This is a genomic window from Allochromatium warmingii (genome assembly GCF_900107145.1).
GTDB classification, from domain to species: Bacteria; Pseudomonadota; Gammaproteobacteria; order Chromatiales; family Chromatiaceae; genus Thermochromatium; species Thermochromatium warmingii.
In genome coordinates this window covers 34,256-48,479 of the sequence record NZ_FNOW01000011.1, presented here as the reverse complement: position 1 = coordinate 48,479, position 14,224 = coordinate 34,256, and the positions used below count along the sequence as shown (strand labels likewise).

Annotated in this window: 13 protein-coding genes; 4 read left to right on the top strand and 9 right to left on the bottom strand. The window is 57.3% G+C overall.

All coding sequences use genetic code 11. From position 1 onward, the window contains the following. Nucleotides 1-89: 89 nt before the first annotated feature. Together BLW10_RS05175 and pta are read right to left on the bottom strand one after the other, a co-directional pair. Nucleotides 90-1,304: an acetate/propionate family kinase gene (locus BLW10_RS05175; RefSeq protein ID WP_091332782.1), complete on the bottom strand. Its 1,215-nt coding sequence runs from the start codon at nt 1,302-1,304 to the stop codon at nt 90-92. Further along, the gene (gene pta, locus BLW10_RS05170) at nt 1,301-3,424 is read right to left on the bottom strand and encodes a phosphate acetyltransferase (RefSeq protein WP_091332781.1); all 2,124 of its coding nucleotides are present in this window, start codon (nt 3,422-3,424) and stop codon (nt 1,301-1,303) included. Before pta ends, BLW10_RS05175 begins: the two co-directional genes overlap by 4 nt. A gap of 335 nt (nt 3,425-3,759) precedes the next feature. Here pta and BLW10_RS05165 point away from each other — a divergent pair, with 335 nt between their 5' ends. Then, complete coding sequence (locus tag BLW10_RS05165; RefSeq protein ID WP_091332779.1) at nt 3,760-5,073, top strand: diguanylate cyclase; 1,314 nt, start codon at nt 3,760-3,762, stop codon at nt 5,071-5,073. Nucleotides 5,074-5,186: 113 nt separating this feature from the next. On the opposite strand, the gene BLW10_RS05160 is transcribed toward BLW10_RS05165, so the two are convergent. From BLW10_RS05160 to BLW10_RS05140, 5 genes are all read right to left on the bottom strand, one after another. After that, the gene (locus BLW10_RS05160) at nt 5,187-6,005 is read right to left on the bottom strand and encodes an HDOD domain-containing protein (RefSeq protein ID WP_091332778.1); all 819 of its coding nucleotides are present in this window, start codon (nt 6,003-6,005) and stop codon (nt 5,187-5,189) included. Nucleotides 6,006-6,093: 88 nt separating this feature from the next. After that, nucleotides 6,094-7,314 carry an HDOD domain-containing protein gene (locus BLW10_RS05155; RefSeq protein ID WP_091332776.1) on the bottom strand — a complete coding sequence of 407 codons (1,221 nt, stop codon included), beginning with the start codon at nt 7,312-7,314 and terminating at the stop codon, nt 6,094-6,096. A 108-nt stretch (nt 7,315-7,422) separates the two neighbouring features. After that, the gene (locus BLW10_RS05150; RefSeq protein WP_143117012.1) at nt 7,423-8,388 is read right to left on the bottom strand and encodes a hypothetical protein; all 966 of its coding nucleotides are present in this window, start codon (nt 8,386-8,388) and stop codon (nt 7,423-7,425) included. A 92-nt stretch (nt 8,389-8,480) separates the two neighbouring features. Continuing rightward, nucleotides 8,481-8,765: a PilZ domain-containing protein gene (locus BLW10_RS05145; RefSeq protein ID WP_091332773.1), complete on the bottom strand. Its 285-nt coding sequence runs from the start codon at nt 8,763-8,765 to the stop codon at nt 8,481-8,483. 41 nt (nt 8,766-8,806) lie between these two features. After that, nucleotides 8,807-9,136, bottom strand: a complete 330-nt coding sequence (locus tag BLW10_RS05140; protein WP_091332771.1) for a hypothetical protein — start codon at nt 9,134-9,136, stop codon at nt 8,807-8,809. Between the two features lie 249 nt (nt 9,137-9,385). On the opposite strand from BLW10_RS05140, the gene BLW10_RS05135 reads away from it, so the two are divergent. After that, nucleotides 9,386-9,610, top strand: coding sequence for a hypothetical protein (locus tag BLW10_RS05135; RefSeq protein ID WP_091332770.1), 225 nt, complete (start codon nt 9,386-9,388; stop codon nt 9,608-9,610). Nucleotides 9,611-9,670: 60 nt separating this feature from the next. On the opposite strand, the gene BLW10_RS05130 is transcribed toward BLW10_RS05135, so the two are convergent. Beyond that, a complete protein-coding gene (locus BLW10_RS05130) occupies nt 9,671-10,417 on the bottom strand; it encodes a putative metalloprotease CJM1_0395 family protein (RefSeq protein WP_218139699.1) in 747 nt (248 codons plus the stop codon). Nucleotides 10,418-10,547: 130 nt separating this feature from the next. Continuing rightward, nucleotides 10,548-12,314, bottom strand: a complete 1,767-nt coding sequence (locus tag BLW10_RS05125) for an SPOR domain-containing protein (protein ID WP_091332768.1) — start codon at nt 12,312-12,314, stop codon at nt 10,548-10,550. Nucleotides 12,315-12,387: 73 nt separating this feature from the next. Between BLW10_RS05125 and BLW10_RS13940 the strand changes: the two genes are divergently transcribed. Both BLW10_RS13940 and BLW10_RS05120 read left to right on the top strand, forming a co-directional pair. Then, nucleotides 12,388-12,546, top strand: coding sequence for a hypothetical protein (locus BLW10_RS13940; protein WP_177168989.1), 159 nt, complete (start codon nt 12,388-12,390; stop codon nt 12,544-12,546). Next, nucleotides 12,530-14,146, top strand: coding sequence for a methyl-accepting chemotaxis protein (locus BLW10_RS05120; protein WP_091332814.1), 1,617 nt, complete (start codon nt 12,530-12,532; stop codon nt 14,144-14,146). The genes BLW10_RS13940 and BLW10_RS05120 overlap by 17 nt, the downstream gene beginning before the upstream one ends. Nucleotides 14,147-14,224: the final 78 nt, after the last annotated feature.

Here is a 14,224-nt window from a genome sequence, read left to right as displayed (position 1 = left end):
CTATATCAATAGGTGGGCACAACGCGGCGCGGCGGCCAGCGGCGATTATTGCGCATTCGTGCCGCCGATCCCAGCGCCGCCCGCGCCAATTATTCCGTCGTGCCAGTCACCGTGCGCAGTGCTTGTTGTGCAATCTCTAGCTCTTCATTGGTCGGTATCACCAACACCCGCACATCCGAGATAGCGGCGCTGATGTCACGCTCACCGTGCGCATGGGTCTCGGCATTGCGGGCGTCATCGAGCACAATGCCCAGCCGTTCTAGCCCAGCACAGGCCCGCCGCCGAATCTCAACCGCGTTTTCACCGATGCCGCCAGTAAATACCAGCGCATCGACCCATCCCAGTTCGGCGTAATACGCGCCGATATATTTTTTGAGGCGATGCGTGGTCATCGCAATCGCCAACTCAGCGCGTTCATCTCCAGCAGCGGCGAGGCGGTCGATCTCGCGCATATCGTTGACGCCGCACAGCCCCAACAGTCCGCTTTGTCGATTGAACAGCCGGTCGAGACCATCGGCATTGAGTCCCAGATGCTTGCACAGATAGATGACGACCGCCGGATCAATATCACCACTGCGCGTGCCCATCACCAGCCCTTCCAATGGGGTCAGACCCATCGAAGTATCCACGCACTGTCCGGCGCGAATCGCGGTGGCACTCGCGCCATTGCCCAGATGCAGTGTAATCAGATTGCACTGCGCCAGCGGTGTGTCGAGCCAGAGCGCGGCGCGTTTGGCGACATACTGATGCGAGGTGCCGTGAAAGCCATAGCGCCGAATCTGATGTTCGGTGTAGAGCGTCTCGGGGATCGCGTAACGATAGGCTTCCGGCGGCATGGTTTGATGAAACGCGGTATCAAAGACCGCCACTGCTGGCACGCCCGGAAAATGCGCCCGCACCGCTTCGATGCCGGCCAGATGTCCGGGATTGTGCAGCGGCGCGAGCGGCGCTACGGCGCGAATTGCCGCGATCACCGTGTCATCAATCAATGCCGGTTGCTTAAAGCGCACACCGCCATGCACGACACGATGACCAATCGCCGCCAGTTCGGTCACATCCGTGAGCACGCCGGTGTCGCGCAGGGCACGAATAATGCGCTCAATGCCCTGCTCGTGACTGGGGATCGGCAGCGATTCCTGACGCGCTTGCGTGGCGTCGGCGTCATCGCGCCAACTGAGCTTGATTTCACCTTCCGGCTCACCGATGCGAGCGACCAGCCCCAAAGCCAGCGCCTGCCAGTCGTCGATGCGAAACAGTTGATATTTGATCGAAGAACTGCCCGAGTTCAGTACCAGCACTTTCATTGCGCGGCCTCCGGTGTGAGCGCACGGCTGGCTGTCGCCGCGTCCTGCGCTTGAATTGCGGTAATTGCTACGGTGTTGACAATATCGGTCACAGTACAGCCGCGACTGAGATCATTCACCGGCTTGTTTAAGCCTTGCAAAACTGGCCCAATCGCCACTGCGCCCGCACTGCGCTGTACCGCTTTATAGGTGTTATTGCCGGTATTGAGATCGGGGAAAATCAGCACTGTGGCATGACCAGCGACCTCGCTGTCGGGCATTTTCGAGCGCCCGACCTCGATGTCCACCGCCGCGTCATACTGAATCGGCCCCTCAACCTTGAGATCTGGACGGCGCTGGCGCACCAGTCGCACCGCCTCGCGCACGCGGTCAACATCCTCGCCCTTGCCGGAACTGCCGCTCGAATACGACAGCATCGCAATCCGTGGCTCAATGCCGAACGCGGTTGCCGTCTGCGCCGAGCTGATGGCGATGTCGGCCAGTTCTTCGGAATCGGGATTCGGATTGACGGCGCAGTCGCCATAAACCAGCACCCGATCTGGCAGACACATAAAAAACACGCTGGAGACGAGTTTCACGTCTGGCTTGGTTTTGACCGTCTCGAATGACGGACGGATGGTGTGCTGGGTGGTGTGGGTCGCGCCCGAAACCATACCATCGGCGTCGCCGTGATAGACCATCAAGGTGCCAAAATAGCTGACATCTTGCAGCACATCATGGGCCATTTGTTCCGAAATGCCCTTGTGCTTGCGCAGTTCATAATAGGTCTGGGCATAGCGCAGCCGATCCGGTGATTCGGCGGGATCAATGATGCGGATGTCATTGAGATTCAAGCCTAATTCCGCCGCCCGCCGCTGGATGCGCTCGGGATTGCCGAGTAACGTCAGATCGGCAACCTGACGCAGGGCGAGAATTTCAGCAGCACGTAAGATGCGCTCATCGCCGCCCTCCGGCAACACGATGCGCTGACGCCGCGTTTTAGCACGACGAATCAGCTCATATTCAAACATCAGCGGCGTGACGCGCTCAGAATGATGCACCGCGATGCGGCGGCGCAGTTCGTCAAGATCGACATGCGCCTCAAACACTCCGAGTGCAGCGGCCAGTTTGCGATCATCGCTCGGCAACAGCCCAGCTTCGATGCGACTGACCTGCATCGCAGTGGTAAAGGTATCGGTCGGCACCTGCAAAATGGCAACCTTAGTGCGGCGCAGTCCCTCGATCAACGCCCGTACTTTGTCTGCCGGTTGCAACCCGCCGGTCAGCAACAATCCGGCGACACGCGGAAACGCAGACGAGGCATCGGCGGCGAGACTAGCTAAGATGATGTCGGAACGGTCGCCGGGGGTGATGATGAGCGCACCGTCTTCGATATAGCGCAGAAAATCGGGAATCTCCATCGCCGCGATCTTGTAATTCGTCACCACCTGATGCAGCGCATCGCCTTCGCCGTAGAGACAGGCCGCGCCCAGCGCCTGCCGAATCTCGCCGACGGTCGGCATCCCGAGTGTCGCTTGCTCCGGGAGCACATAGATCGATTCGGTTTCAGTGCGTAAATGCTGTACGCGGCTGCATACGGTTTCCCAATCCTCGGGAGCCACACCATTGACCACACTGGCGAGAAAATCCGCGCCGCGCTCGCGCATCAGCTCATGGGTGATATGCAGCGCGTCCCAGGCTTCCTGCGGCGAGCGCCCAAAACCCTTGACCACCGCGACCAGACTACAGCCGAAGTTATTGGCCAGATCGACATTAAAGCCAAATTCCAGTGACGGAATCAGCCCGTTGTAATCCGTACCCGCGCAGACCACCAGATCGCACTGCTCTTCAAGCAGCTTGAACTTGTTCATAATGAGCTTGAGCAACTCATCATAGCGCCCACTGCCGAGAAACTGCCGCGCCGTTTCGACTGTACAACCGTAGAGCATTTCGGGCGAAAACGGCAGCGCGTAGCGTTCACGAATCAGCGCCGTCAGATTATCCAGCTCTACGCCCTGAGGCGCGAACGGCCGAAAAAATCCGACTTGGCGGCCCACTGCCGACAACATCTCCATAAATCCCAGCACAACCACCGACTTGCCGCTTCCGGCACCGGCACCGGCGATGTAGATACTTTGCATCACAACTCCCCAAAAAACAGAATCCAGACCGGCAGCAGTGATTCGCCGCCATGCCGCACTGCACAAAAATAGCAGATTCTGCTGCGTGCGGTCTGTTGGGATGGTGTGACGGCTTGAGGGATGCTAAAGCGCGGGTATTTAGCTAAAAGTAAAGTTAAGTCGCGGTTACTGGGATAGAGCACGAAATGTCAGCCATACTGGTCGGCCGTCTCTTTATAATTCGCGATTCTCCGTGTCCGGCTGCTGCGATGCAACGTGTTTAGGCACCACATCCGCTCACGCCGCGAGCTAAATGCCGTTCAATTCTCGCTCCACGACTCTCAGGTGATGTTGACGTGACCCCCACAACGCCCCCGCCCGCGACACCCGCCGCTCCATCCGCCAATGCGGGCGAGCGCGTTTTATTGATTGATGATAGCCAAGCTATTAGCCGTCTGCTCCGTGCCTGCTGCCAAGATATTGCTGGAGTCGAATCGGAAATTGCCGGTTCATTAGCCGAAGCGCAAGCTTTGCTCAGTCACAATCCACAGCGATTTTTAGCCGCCGTGGTCGATCTAAATTTACCGGATGCGATTGAAGGTGAAGCAATTGATTTGGTACAAGCGCATGATTTACCGGTGATTGTCTTAACCGCGCATTATGATGAAGCCATTCGTGAGCGTATTCTTGCTAAAAATATCGTTGATTATTTACTTAAAAGCAGTCTACATGAAATCGATCATGTCGCCGCACTGGTGCGGCGCATTCATCGCAATTGCAGCGTCAAAGTGTTAGTTGTCGATGATTCACGCTCATTCCGCAATTATTTAGTTAAATTATTAGAGCAACATCGCTTGCATGTTCTGCAAGCGGAAAATGGGCGGGTGGCGCTGGACATCATGCGCAGCGAAACCGGCATTGAGCTGGTGATTACCGATTACAATATGCCCGAAATGGATGGACTGGCACTGATTAGTGCCTTACGTCAACAATACTCGCGTTCCGAATTAGCCATTATCGGCATCTCTGAACTCAGCTCGTCGGCACTTTCGGCACGCTTGCTGAAAAGCGGAGCCAATGACTTTATTACCAAACCCTTTTTAGTTGAAGAATTTTATTGCCGGATTATTCAAAATATTGAACAAATCGAACTGATCCGTGCCATTCGCGATTCAGCGTTACGCGATTATTTGACCGGATTATATAACCGGCGACACTTTTTTAGCGCCGGTGAAACATTGCACGCCGCAGCACGGCGGCGACAGATGGCGGTTGCTGCCGTCATGCTCGATATTGACCATTTTAAGCGTGTCAATGATACCTACGGCCATTTAGCAGGGGATCGCGTGATTAAACAGGTGGCGACTATTTTGGCAAGCGGCGTGCGTGAAGCCGATTTGCTGGGGCGTTATGGTGGTGAAGAATTTTGCATTCTGCTTACCGGAACCGACCGCGATTATTTAGCAGTGATTTTGGAGCGACTGCGCTCGGCGGTGGAATCGACGCCGATTGTGCATGAAGATCAGACTTTATCAGTCACAATTAGCTTGGGCGCAACCTTTGATTTAAGCGAGAGCCTGCAAGCAATGATTGATCGAGCGGATGCGTGTTTATATCGCGCCAAGCAGGGCGGACGCAATCGCTTTGTGATTGATGACGCGGATGGATGAAAGCAGGCGTATTGAAGATTGAGACAGGATTGACAGGATGATTCAGAATTGACAGGATTTCGGTATTTTAATGCGTTTTGCGCGTATTTAAAATCCTGTTAATCCTGTCTCAATTACTCACCAAGCTTCGGATTCCGCAATGCTTCAACTGCTAAAATCTGATGCTGTGCTTCATCAATGATTTGCGTCACCCGTGCTTCATCAAGCTTGAAACGCTCAATAATCGACGATTCAATCGGCGGGGCGTCAAGCAAATCGCGTGAATCAAATTCAGCTAAATGTGCCAGACTGTTTGCGACATGAATAATCGCTACCGCAAGCGCGTAGTCTTCGGGTGCAGCTAACGGTTCGTGGTGGTAGCGAATACAGGCTACTAAGCTCGCAGGTAAGCCCCAGTGCTCGGCTAATGCGCCGCCGAGTTGCGCATGATCGAAGCCCAATTCAGCGCGTTCGGCATCCGATGGCGATAGGGTTTCAAGATCGCCGAGTGAATTGAGAAAGGCTTGATGTTCGGCATTCGGCTCTTGCGTAAATAGAAATAACTGCCCTAAATCATGCAGCAATCCGCCTAAAAATACTGATCCGGCTAAATTCGGTGCGAGTTCTTCAGCTAACATGCGTGCAATCACCGCGCAATAGGATGAATGTCGCCAAAAGGTTTCCAGCGGCAATAATTCCTGATTCGGCAAATGTTCGGCAGCTTGTGTTAAAGCACTCGCAACCAGCAAGCGCCGTAAATGCTCGCGCCCGAGTAAGACTATCGCACGCTCTACTGAATCGACAGTACGCGCCGGTGCAAAGGCGGGGCTATTCGCCAAGCGCAATAAAATCGCTACCAGTGCTGGATCTTGCTCCAGATGGCGAGCAATTTCGGATTGACGACTGTTGGGGCTATCGAGCAGATGCAAGACATCGCCGACCGCACGCGGCATGGCCAGCAAGCGACCGCTTCCTTTAATCAGGCTTTCAATGGTCGGTAAGGACACGCCACAGACTCCACAACTTGCGTGACGCGGGCCGTCACAGATTGAACATGGATTTTAATTTTTTGAGCATCGGTTCACTGTCGGCGAGTTCGGTAATCGGCTCACCGGGCAGCGGCGGCACTAAACCGAGCACGCCAAATGCCGGTACGCTCTGCGCATCGGGCACCGCTCGCCCTTCGCTGTAGAGCGCCGCCCAACGCGCCACAATCGCAATGCTCGCATAATCCGGTGCGGGAGCGTGATAGTTCCAATCACCATAATGCTCGGCGACTGAGACTAAATCATCACCGAGCGCCCAATAGTTGATAACCAGCACGCCGGTAATGCTGGCGAGCTTCGTAATCAGCGATTGCAGCACGGCGGCAGTTTGTGTCGCGCCGCGTGCTTCAATGAATTGAATGATGGGCACCGCGCCAATCCCTGCAACTAACCCGGCAAGCAGCGCCCGCTCGCGGTCGAGAGTGTGGCTGACTTCGGCGATGACATAGCTATACACGGAGCAGAGTACGCTTTCGTTCCATGAATCCTGCATCGCTTGGCGCGTGAGTTGATGCTTGGCATGGAACGCTTGGCGCAAGGCGATGTTGACCGCCAGCATCCGCGTGTTGCGAAAACCCAGCCGCAGCACGGCTTCACGGATGGTTTTGATTTCCTTGACGGCGCGAAACAGTGGGCTATTTGTCGTGTGCAGGAGCGCCCCGGCGATGGTGCCGTCGCGCTGAATGATCTCGGTCAGTTGGTCGATGCCGGTATCAGGATCGCTGGTCAGCTCTTGCACTTTGAGCGCCACTTCGGGCCGCGCCGGAAGCGCCAACTGATTGCTATTGATAAGCTGATAGAGTTCAGTCAAAAACGCAGTTTCTTGCGGATCGAGTTCGATGTCAGTGACCTCGACGCCGGTAGACAGCACGGCAGCGAGCGCCGCTGTCGGAATTTGCAGCAACATGCAGGGCGTTTCTGTCCGCAACTGCCAATCCGGGGCGCTGTCATCGCCGATTAAATCAATCGGTTCGCTCAATCCGGCGTAGGCTTCCAGCGTCTCAGTTAGCCCATATTCATGGCGCGTGACATGACCATCGACCAAAAAACATCGCGCTTGATGCAAAACGCTGGCTTCAATCGGCCGCCCGGCTGCCACATCGATTTGAAGGCACTGGGTTGCCACCTGCGCCCGCGCCTCGTCACTGAGGTCGCGGGTCAGCTCGATTTCGGCCAGTATTGATACAATTTCTGAATTCCCGGGCGTCTGCGACATAACAACTGGATTCCGTGAAGAAGAAATCGAACACAACGGCTAGTCTAGCAGCATCTGTCCCGCTTTCGACATGACTGGTTGGTGCCCGGCTTCAAGCGTTCGCAGTGCTCAGGCGACCGTATGATAGCCGAGGAGCACATCGGCGGCTTCCCCGACGGTGGCATCCGTGCGAATAAAGCGCCCGCTCTGCGCGACATGATCGTAGGCATTGAGCGCACGTTGCACCTGACGATGATCTAGCTCAATGGCGCTCACTCCCGCTGCTTCGAGCGTTTGTGTGGACTGCGAACCGTCGGCGTGGAGTTGCACCAAGCGCAGGCTGTTAAAAATCGCATCCTGCGCATCAATCCGCCCATCGCCGCTGTCATCATGGCGGGCCAGTTCCGCAAAGCCATTGGCCGCGCCGCGTTGATCGCCAAATAATTCGCGTCCATCGTCGATACGTCCATTGGCATTCCAATCGAGAGCGAGAAACCAGCTCGCGCCGCTGACGGTACTGATGCGCTCAAGCTGACCATCGCCGGTAAGATCAAAGTCGATCCCGTTGGCCAATCCGGTCGTGCTCACGCCCTGACCGCCCAAATCGAGCACCAGCGGATCGGCAACCTGCGCCTCGGCTGGATCGCCGATGGTGATCTGCATCGCGAGCCGCTGTGCGGTCGCACCGCGCTGCACCATCAGCACCGCCGCGTCATCCGTAGTGCGCACAGCGAGTTCAAAGCGGCGCGTGCTGGCCTGAATGGTGAAGCTGGCGGTCGTCGCTTCGCGGCTTGAGGTTGACGCTGCGGTGCGCTCGGTGGTTAGTTCCACGTCGCGGTTGAGCGCAAAGGCGCGGCGCAAAATCTGATAATCGGGATCTTGCTCAAGCTGATCGCGGATTTGCTCCGATAATGTCAGGGTATCAGCCGTGCTGGAGCGCGATGATGGTAGAGCCGCTGGACGTGGCAGCAGCGGCATAGGCGCGGGCGCTGTCTGCGGAGCGCGACTGGGGCGGTCGCCGCCATCAGACTGCACCGTCATGCGAGCGGTCGTAACCGTCAGGGTCGTTGAATGCGTAGCAGTGGTAGTAAACATCGCCGAAACCTCGCGGCAAAAGGGGCGCTGTCGGCGGCGCAGGGATGGGCGGTCGTGCGGAGAGTGCTGAAAGCTGGCCGCTGGAAGCTGCCCTAAGGATTATCAAACTGCACGGCGATCCCGGTTTGCGTATGACGCACCACCATCGCATCCACTAACGGGCCTTCCTCACCGCCGCCAAGCAAGCCGGAGACCCGAATCTGTACTCTGGAACCCAGCGGCGGCCAATCACTCTGGTCATTCATTGCCAGCATGACCCCGCCGTTACTTAAATCTTCCGTCCACACGACACGCATCGGCAATCCCGGACGATGCAGCTCGACCTCTACTACAACCGGCAGACGCGGATGGAGGCGTTTTTCGCTCGTTTGGCTCATGGCGTTATGGCGTCAGACCGTCAGACCGTCTACAGCCGACCCTAGCCATCTAACCGAGGATTGGCGAGATTTTGCAGCGTCCAAAACTGAATCCCGCGCAAAAAGCCGGGTTCAATCTCACTGACCAACGCCGCCGGGCGTCCGCTGGCATCGCGCTCCAAAATCCAGTCATCCGGCAGTGAATCGAGCAAATGTCGCCGCGCAATCCGACCATCGGCCAGTTGACACAAGCGAATTTCGCCGGTTTCCAAATGCCGAAATGCTGGCAAAAATCCGCTCATCAGTCGGATTGGATCAAAACGTGCGTGACGATGCTTGACCGGCTTCACCGGCTTGAACGCGCTATTCGGGTTACCTGACATGCTGTCCATCTGTTCCTCCAGAATACACGCTCGTTAACGACGCCGGAATGGCAAACTTGAGCCAAAACCCGCTGGCCAGCGGGTCAGACACAGCCAAATTTCGCCGTCTCAACGTTAAAAATGTGCGCTTGATCGCAAACACTGCGCCCAGACTGGTCTATGCTGTCAACATGACTTCAGCCACTGGGGCTGGAGCGCACCGCCTGCTTGCGATAGCTATTTACAGCCATTCACTCAGCATGTATGCGAGGTCACGCGATGGATATTTTATCGGTCAACGCTCTACCCACCCAGACCAACACGCTTGCCAGCACGCCAGCCGCTGCCAATGCTGGGCTGGCCACAGAACAGGCAACCGCGAAACGCCAAGCCGAGACCATCGTGACACCACAGGTGCCGCTGGCTGACATCCCGCCACCCGCAGCGCCGACCCCGTTGTCTACGGATAGCTTAAAAGGTCAGAACATCGATACCACGGCTTAGGTTGGTTCGGTACGCGCTCACCTCGCCTCTAGTCCCTCAGCGCACTGGAGGCGCATGTCTCTACGCCCAGCGATTCACGCCGCTTGTCTGCGCCAACTGCGTTAACGGTCGCGTCAAACGCGCCTGTCCAGCAGAGATCGCTGGGCGGGTCTCCGGCTCCGTATTGCGATGCGGGTTAGCCTCTGTCTCCGCCGTCCCGCGTGCCGCGTTTTCCATCACAGTTTCATAGAGCTTGACTTGACGCGAGCGGATGTCTTGCTGGGCGATGATTTCCATTTCACGCGCTGAAGCGGCGACCCGCACATCCTGCGATGAGGGTTCCGCCGGAGCCAGCGCCGCCCGAATAATCGCCCGCGCTTTGATGAGATTGCCTTCGGGATCGTCGGCATTCATCGCGGTATCAATCCCCACTTCACCGCCGATGGCATAGCGCCGCCCGTCGGGGCCAGTTTGATAGGAATAACTCGCGCCGCTGGTGATGTAACCGCCACCGGCGGCCATGTGCGCCTGTTCGTGAGCGCGTACTTCGGTATCGCGCTGCTTGAGTTGCTCCAGCAGGCTTTGTTCATCGAGCGTCAGCGGTTCGCCGGTGACATCAGTAGCTGTAGCGGTCGTCGGATCGTCGTCGCGGGTGGTGTCTGGCGTCTCGGTGGCGGCGCTTTCAGTCACGGCACGCGGATTTTCGGTACCGGATGCCGGAGGCGTGGCGGTCGGCGGTTCCTGAAGTCCGGGCGGCGGCACGTCGCGTGCTTCAACACGCATCGAGCGCAGTCCGGCGGCATAGGGGGTTAGCGAATGGATTTCCACGGGTTGACAGCCTCAATCCAGTCTGTTTGTCGCATTAAGTCTAGCTGATAAACGCGCACTGAACCGATCCAGCGGTGATTTTAACGTTGAGCGGATCGCGCCCAACCGATCACCGAACAGATCGCGCAGATCAAGGCAAACTGTCACGAATGGAGCCAATCGTGCGAATCCAGGGGCCGTTGTCGCGCACCGGCGCGGGCAGTGCAGGCAATTCGCGGGCCGCTTGGGTGCGACTGGGAAAACTGCCGAGAATCGCAATCACATAAGAGCGGGTCTGAATATAGCGCACACCTTCGAGCGCCTGCGGTTCGAGCACGGTGCGAGCGGTGGCGAGATCGCGGGCAGCAACCAGTTGAATCGTAAAGCGGTCAGGATTTTGACGCTGTAGCCAATCCAGATCGTCATTCAGCGCACTTGCGCTCACCGCTGAATCGGGCGGCGCGACTGTCTCAGTAGCAGGGAGTTCCGCAACTGGCGGCGGCTCAGTCAGCGGCGGCGCAGCGGCGGTCAGCGGCGGTGCGTCGGTTAATCCACCCGCCGCAGCAGCGGCATCAAGCGGCGTTGGCGGCGGTGTCAACGGTGCCGTGACCGGCTCCGGCGGGGTGCTGGGCGCAGTTTCAGGCAGCGCGGGCGCGTCTGGCGCATCGAGCGAGATCGCCGGTTGCGTATCGCGGACAAGCTGCCAGATTACCGGCACTGCGACCGCCGCCAGCACCAGCCCCACAATCGCCGGAATAAACCACGGGCGATTCCAATACTGCACGGGCGTCGGCGGCGCACTGGCTTGGATTTCCTCGCGTGAAGCGGCCTTCGGCTCGGGCGTACCTTCCCAGGGCTGATGTTGGCGCACCCGTTGCAAGATTTGCTCAAATTCGTTCTGCGCCAATGCCGTTGGCACATTGCCGTTGACGAGAAAATCGGACAGATACGGCTCTTTGGGGGGCGCAGTCGCGGCGGGGGTGTAGGTGTCGGCGGCGACATCTTGAAACGACTCGTCCGACTCTGCCAACGCAAAGGGCGATTCGGGCGCAGTCGTGCGCGTCGCGTCGGCATCCGTCGCTGCCGCTGGATTAGTTGCGGCTGCCGTCGTCACCACCGCTGCCGTAAGACGGGCGCTGAGTGCTGATTTCAGGCCGTTATCCAAACTCTTGCAGCGCCGCGCCAGCCACGCATTCGCTTGCGCATTGAGTGCAGCGGGCAAGCCTTTGGCACTGCCCTGCAACACAGCGATATCGCCTTTGCTTAATAAACTATCGGGATCATCCAAACCAGCGACGCGCAAGCGATGACGCAGATAGGCGCCGGCCTGTTCGAGATTAAACGGACGCAGATTCAATCGCACGACCTGTGAATCATCGAGCAAATCGGGCAACGGCAAGCGTCCACGACTCAAGGTCGGATCGCCGACGAGAATCAAGCGCAAGCCCTGCCCGCCGCGTTCTAGCACCGTCGCCCGCAGCCGCACCAGCTTGACCAGACCGTCACTGCCGAGTAAATGCGCATCGTCGATAGCCAACACCAGCCGCGCCTGCGCCTGCGTGCGTTCGGCTAATAATTCGGCAATCGGGCGCGGCGCTTCATCGAGGTCAGTGCGTTGCAGATGGGCGCGAATCGTGACATCAACGGCATCAAACGGAATATTTGGCCGCCCGCGAAAAGCAATGAGTTCATACTCACCATCTAACACGCCCAACAGCCGCATCAACTGGATGCTCCGTCCGGAACCGTCCGGGCCAGCCAACACCACGACCGCACCGGAGGCCTTGAGCGCCCGTGCGGCCGTCTCGATTAAGCTTTCCAGCAGCGGGTCACTATAGAGAAAGTCCTCGCTGGTGAGCGTATCGAATGGGGCGTGTCGCAGTTTGAGCCGGGCAAGGCAGTCTGAATCCAGTGACATGATGCCGAGTGTCGATGGGGGCCGCGTGGCCCGTGAGTGGTTAGCGTGGATGCGTTTACTAGGACGATGCGTTATGTTCAAGCTGAGGTCAGCAGCGATGCCAGCCGCCGCGCCCAACAGTCGGCGTCCAAGCGGGGATCATACCAGCGTCTGGCCGCGCCGAATGCAACAACCGAACATCCCTGAGATGAAGTGTAATGTAAGTGAGAATGCCGATGCGACGAATCAATGATCTACCGATCTGGGCACGCCTAGTCGGGGCAATGTGGCTGATCCTGCTGCCCGCTTGGAGCGGGTTAATTCTCTGGGCAGGACATGAACAGCGCCAAACCGCGATTGATCAAGCGGCCGATTTTACCAGTACCCTACATGAAATGACGCTGGCTGGTTTAACCACCATGATGATTACCGGCACCATCAATCAGCGGGCGGCATTTCTTGACCAGATTGTCGAATTAAAAAATGTCGATGATCTGCGGGTGTTGCGTGGCGAAAATGTGATCAAACAATTCGGCCCAGGCACGGGTACGGAACAACCGCGTGATGAGATCGAGCGCCGCGTATTAGCGACCGGTGAACCCTATCAGGAACTGTCGGAAGATGGGCAAACACTGCGAGCCGTGACCGCCGCGTTTGCGCGTGAAAATTATCTTGGCAAAAACTGCACCAGTTGTCATGCACTTGCTCCGCGTGATGGTGTACTCGGCGCGGTGAGTATGAAAATTAATTTGGAAGAGGTGAATCGATCCGTCGATATTTTTGCGATTAAGATTTTTTCATTAGCTGCAATCTTGAGTTTGCCGGTGTTGCTGTTTTTGTATTTCTTCAGCAAAGTCTTTGTTACCCGTCCTTTAAAACAGATGACCCTGGGACTCAATGGTATTGCTAAAGGGGATGGCGATTTAAATCGCCGCTTGCCGATTCATGGTCAGGATGAAATCGGTCAAGCAAGTTTAGCCTTTAATGCAATGATGGATAATTTCCGCGATTTAATTGCGCGGATTTTGCAATCCACCGCCCAGCTTGCGCAATCGGCACATAATCTCGCCAATGCAACCGAGCAGACGAATTTAGGGATTGCCCAGCAGCGCCATGAAGTCGATCAATTGGCCTCGGCAATGAATGAGATGAGTGCCACCGCCCAAGAGGTCGCCCGCAGTGCGCAACACGGCGCGGATACTACCGGCCAAGCGCAGGAAGCCGCCAGCGCCGGTAAAGCGGTTGTTTACGGTACGATGACGCGCATTGAGCAACTGGCGCAGGAGATCCAGAAAGCGTCTGAAGTGGTGCGCGATCTGGGGCAGGATAGTCAGGAAATCGGCAAGATTCTCGACGTGATTCGCGGTGTCGCCGAGCAGACTAATCTGCTGGCGCTCAATGCGGCGATTGAGGCGGCGCGGGCTGGCGAGGCCGGGCGCGGGTTTGCGGTGGTCGCCGATGAGGTGCGGTCGCTGGCTAATCGCACCCAGACCTCGACTCAGGAAATTCAGGCGATGATCGAGCGATTGCAGCAGGCCAGTCGGCGAGCGGTGTCGGTGATGGAGGACAGTCGCAAACATGCCGATGATAGCCGCACGCGGGCGCTAGATGCGGAACAGTCGCTTGATGCGATTACTACAGCCGTGACGACACTCACCGATGTCAACACGATGGTGGCGAGCGCCGCCGAGGAGCAAAGTGCTGTGGCAGAGGAGATGAATCGTAACGTGACGCGCATTTCAGATGCCGCTGAGGGCAATGCGCAGATTGCGCTGCAAACCACAGAAGCCTCTGAGCAACTGGCGCGGCTGGCCGCTGAGTTACAGGATTTGGTGGGGCATTTTAAGGTGTAGTTTTGGAGCGGTTAGCGGCCAGCAGCTTTGCGGTTGTGTAAATTGGGTCGGGGATGATGCAACGCTTAACACGATTTG

What these genes read in the sequence shown, in the direction of transcription:
- BLW10_RS05150 (WP_143117012.1), bottom strand. Translation starts at nt 8,388, where the DNA reads ATGTTTACTACCACTGCTACGCATTCAACGACCCTGACGGTTACGACC.
- BLW10_RS13940 (WP_177168989.1), top strand. Translation starts at nt 12,388, where the DNA reads ATGTTCAAGCTGAGGTCAGCAGCGATGCCAGCCGCCGCGCCCAACAGT.
- BLW10_RS05160 (WP_091332778.1), bottom strand. Translation starts at nt 6,005, where the DNA reads ATGCCGCGTGCGGTCGGCGATGTCTTGCATCTGCTCGATAGCCCCAAC.
- BLW10_RS05145 (WP_091332773.1), bottom strand. Translation starts at nt 8,765, where the DNA reads ATGAGCCAAACGAGCGAAAAACGCCTCCATCCGCGTCTGCCGGTTGTA.
- BLW10_RS05135 (WP_091332770.1), top strand. Translation starts at nt 9,386, where the DNA reads ATGGATATTTTATCGGTCAACGCTCTACCCACCCAGACCAACACGCTT.
- BLW10_RS05125 (WP_091332768.1), bottom strand. Translation starts at nt 12,314, where the DNA reads ATGTCACTGGATTCAGACTGCCTTGCCCGGCTCAAACTGCGACACGCC.
- BLW10_RS05120 (WP_091332814.1), top strand. Translation starts at nt 12,530, where the DNA reads ATGCGACGAATCAATGATCTACCGATCTGGGCACGCCTAGTCGGGGCA.
- pta (WP_091332781.1), bottom strand. Translation starts at nt 3,424, where the DNA reads ATGCAAAGTATCTACATCGCCGGTGCCGGTGCCGGAAGCGGCAAGTCG.
- BLW10_RS05155 (WP_091332776.1), bottom strand. Translation starts at nt 7,314, where the DNA reads ATGTCGCAGACGCCCGGGAATTCAGAAATTGTATCAATACTGGCCGAA.
- BLW10_RS05140 (WP_091332771.1), bottom strand. Translation starts at nt 9,136, where the DNA reads ATGGACAGCATGTCAGGTAACCCGAATAGCGCGTTCAAGCCGGTGAAG.
- BLW10_RS05175 (WP_091332782.1), bottom strand. Translation starts at nt 1,304, where the DNA reads ATGAAAGTGCTGGTACTGAACTCGGGCAGTTCTTCGATCAAATATCAA.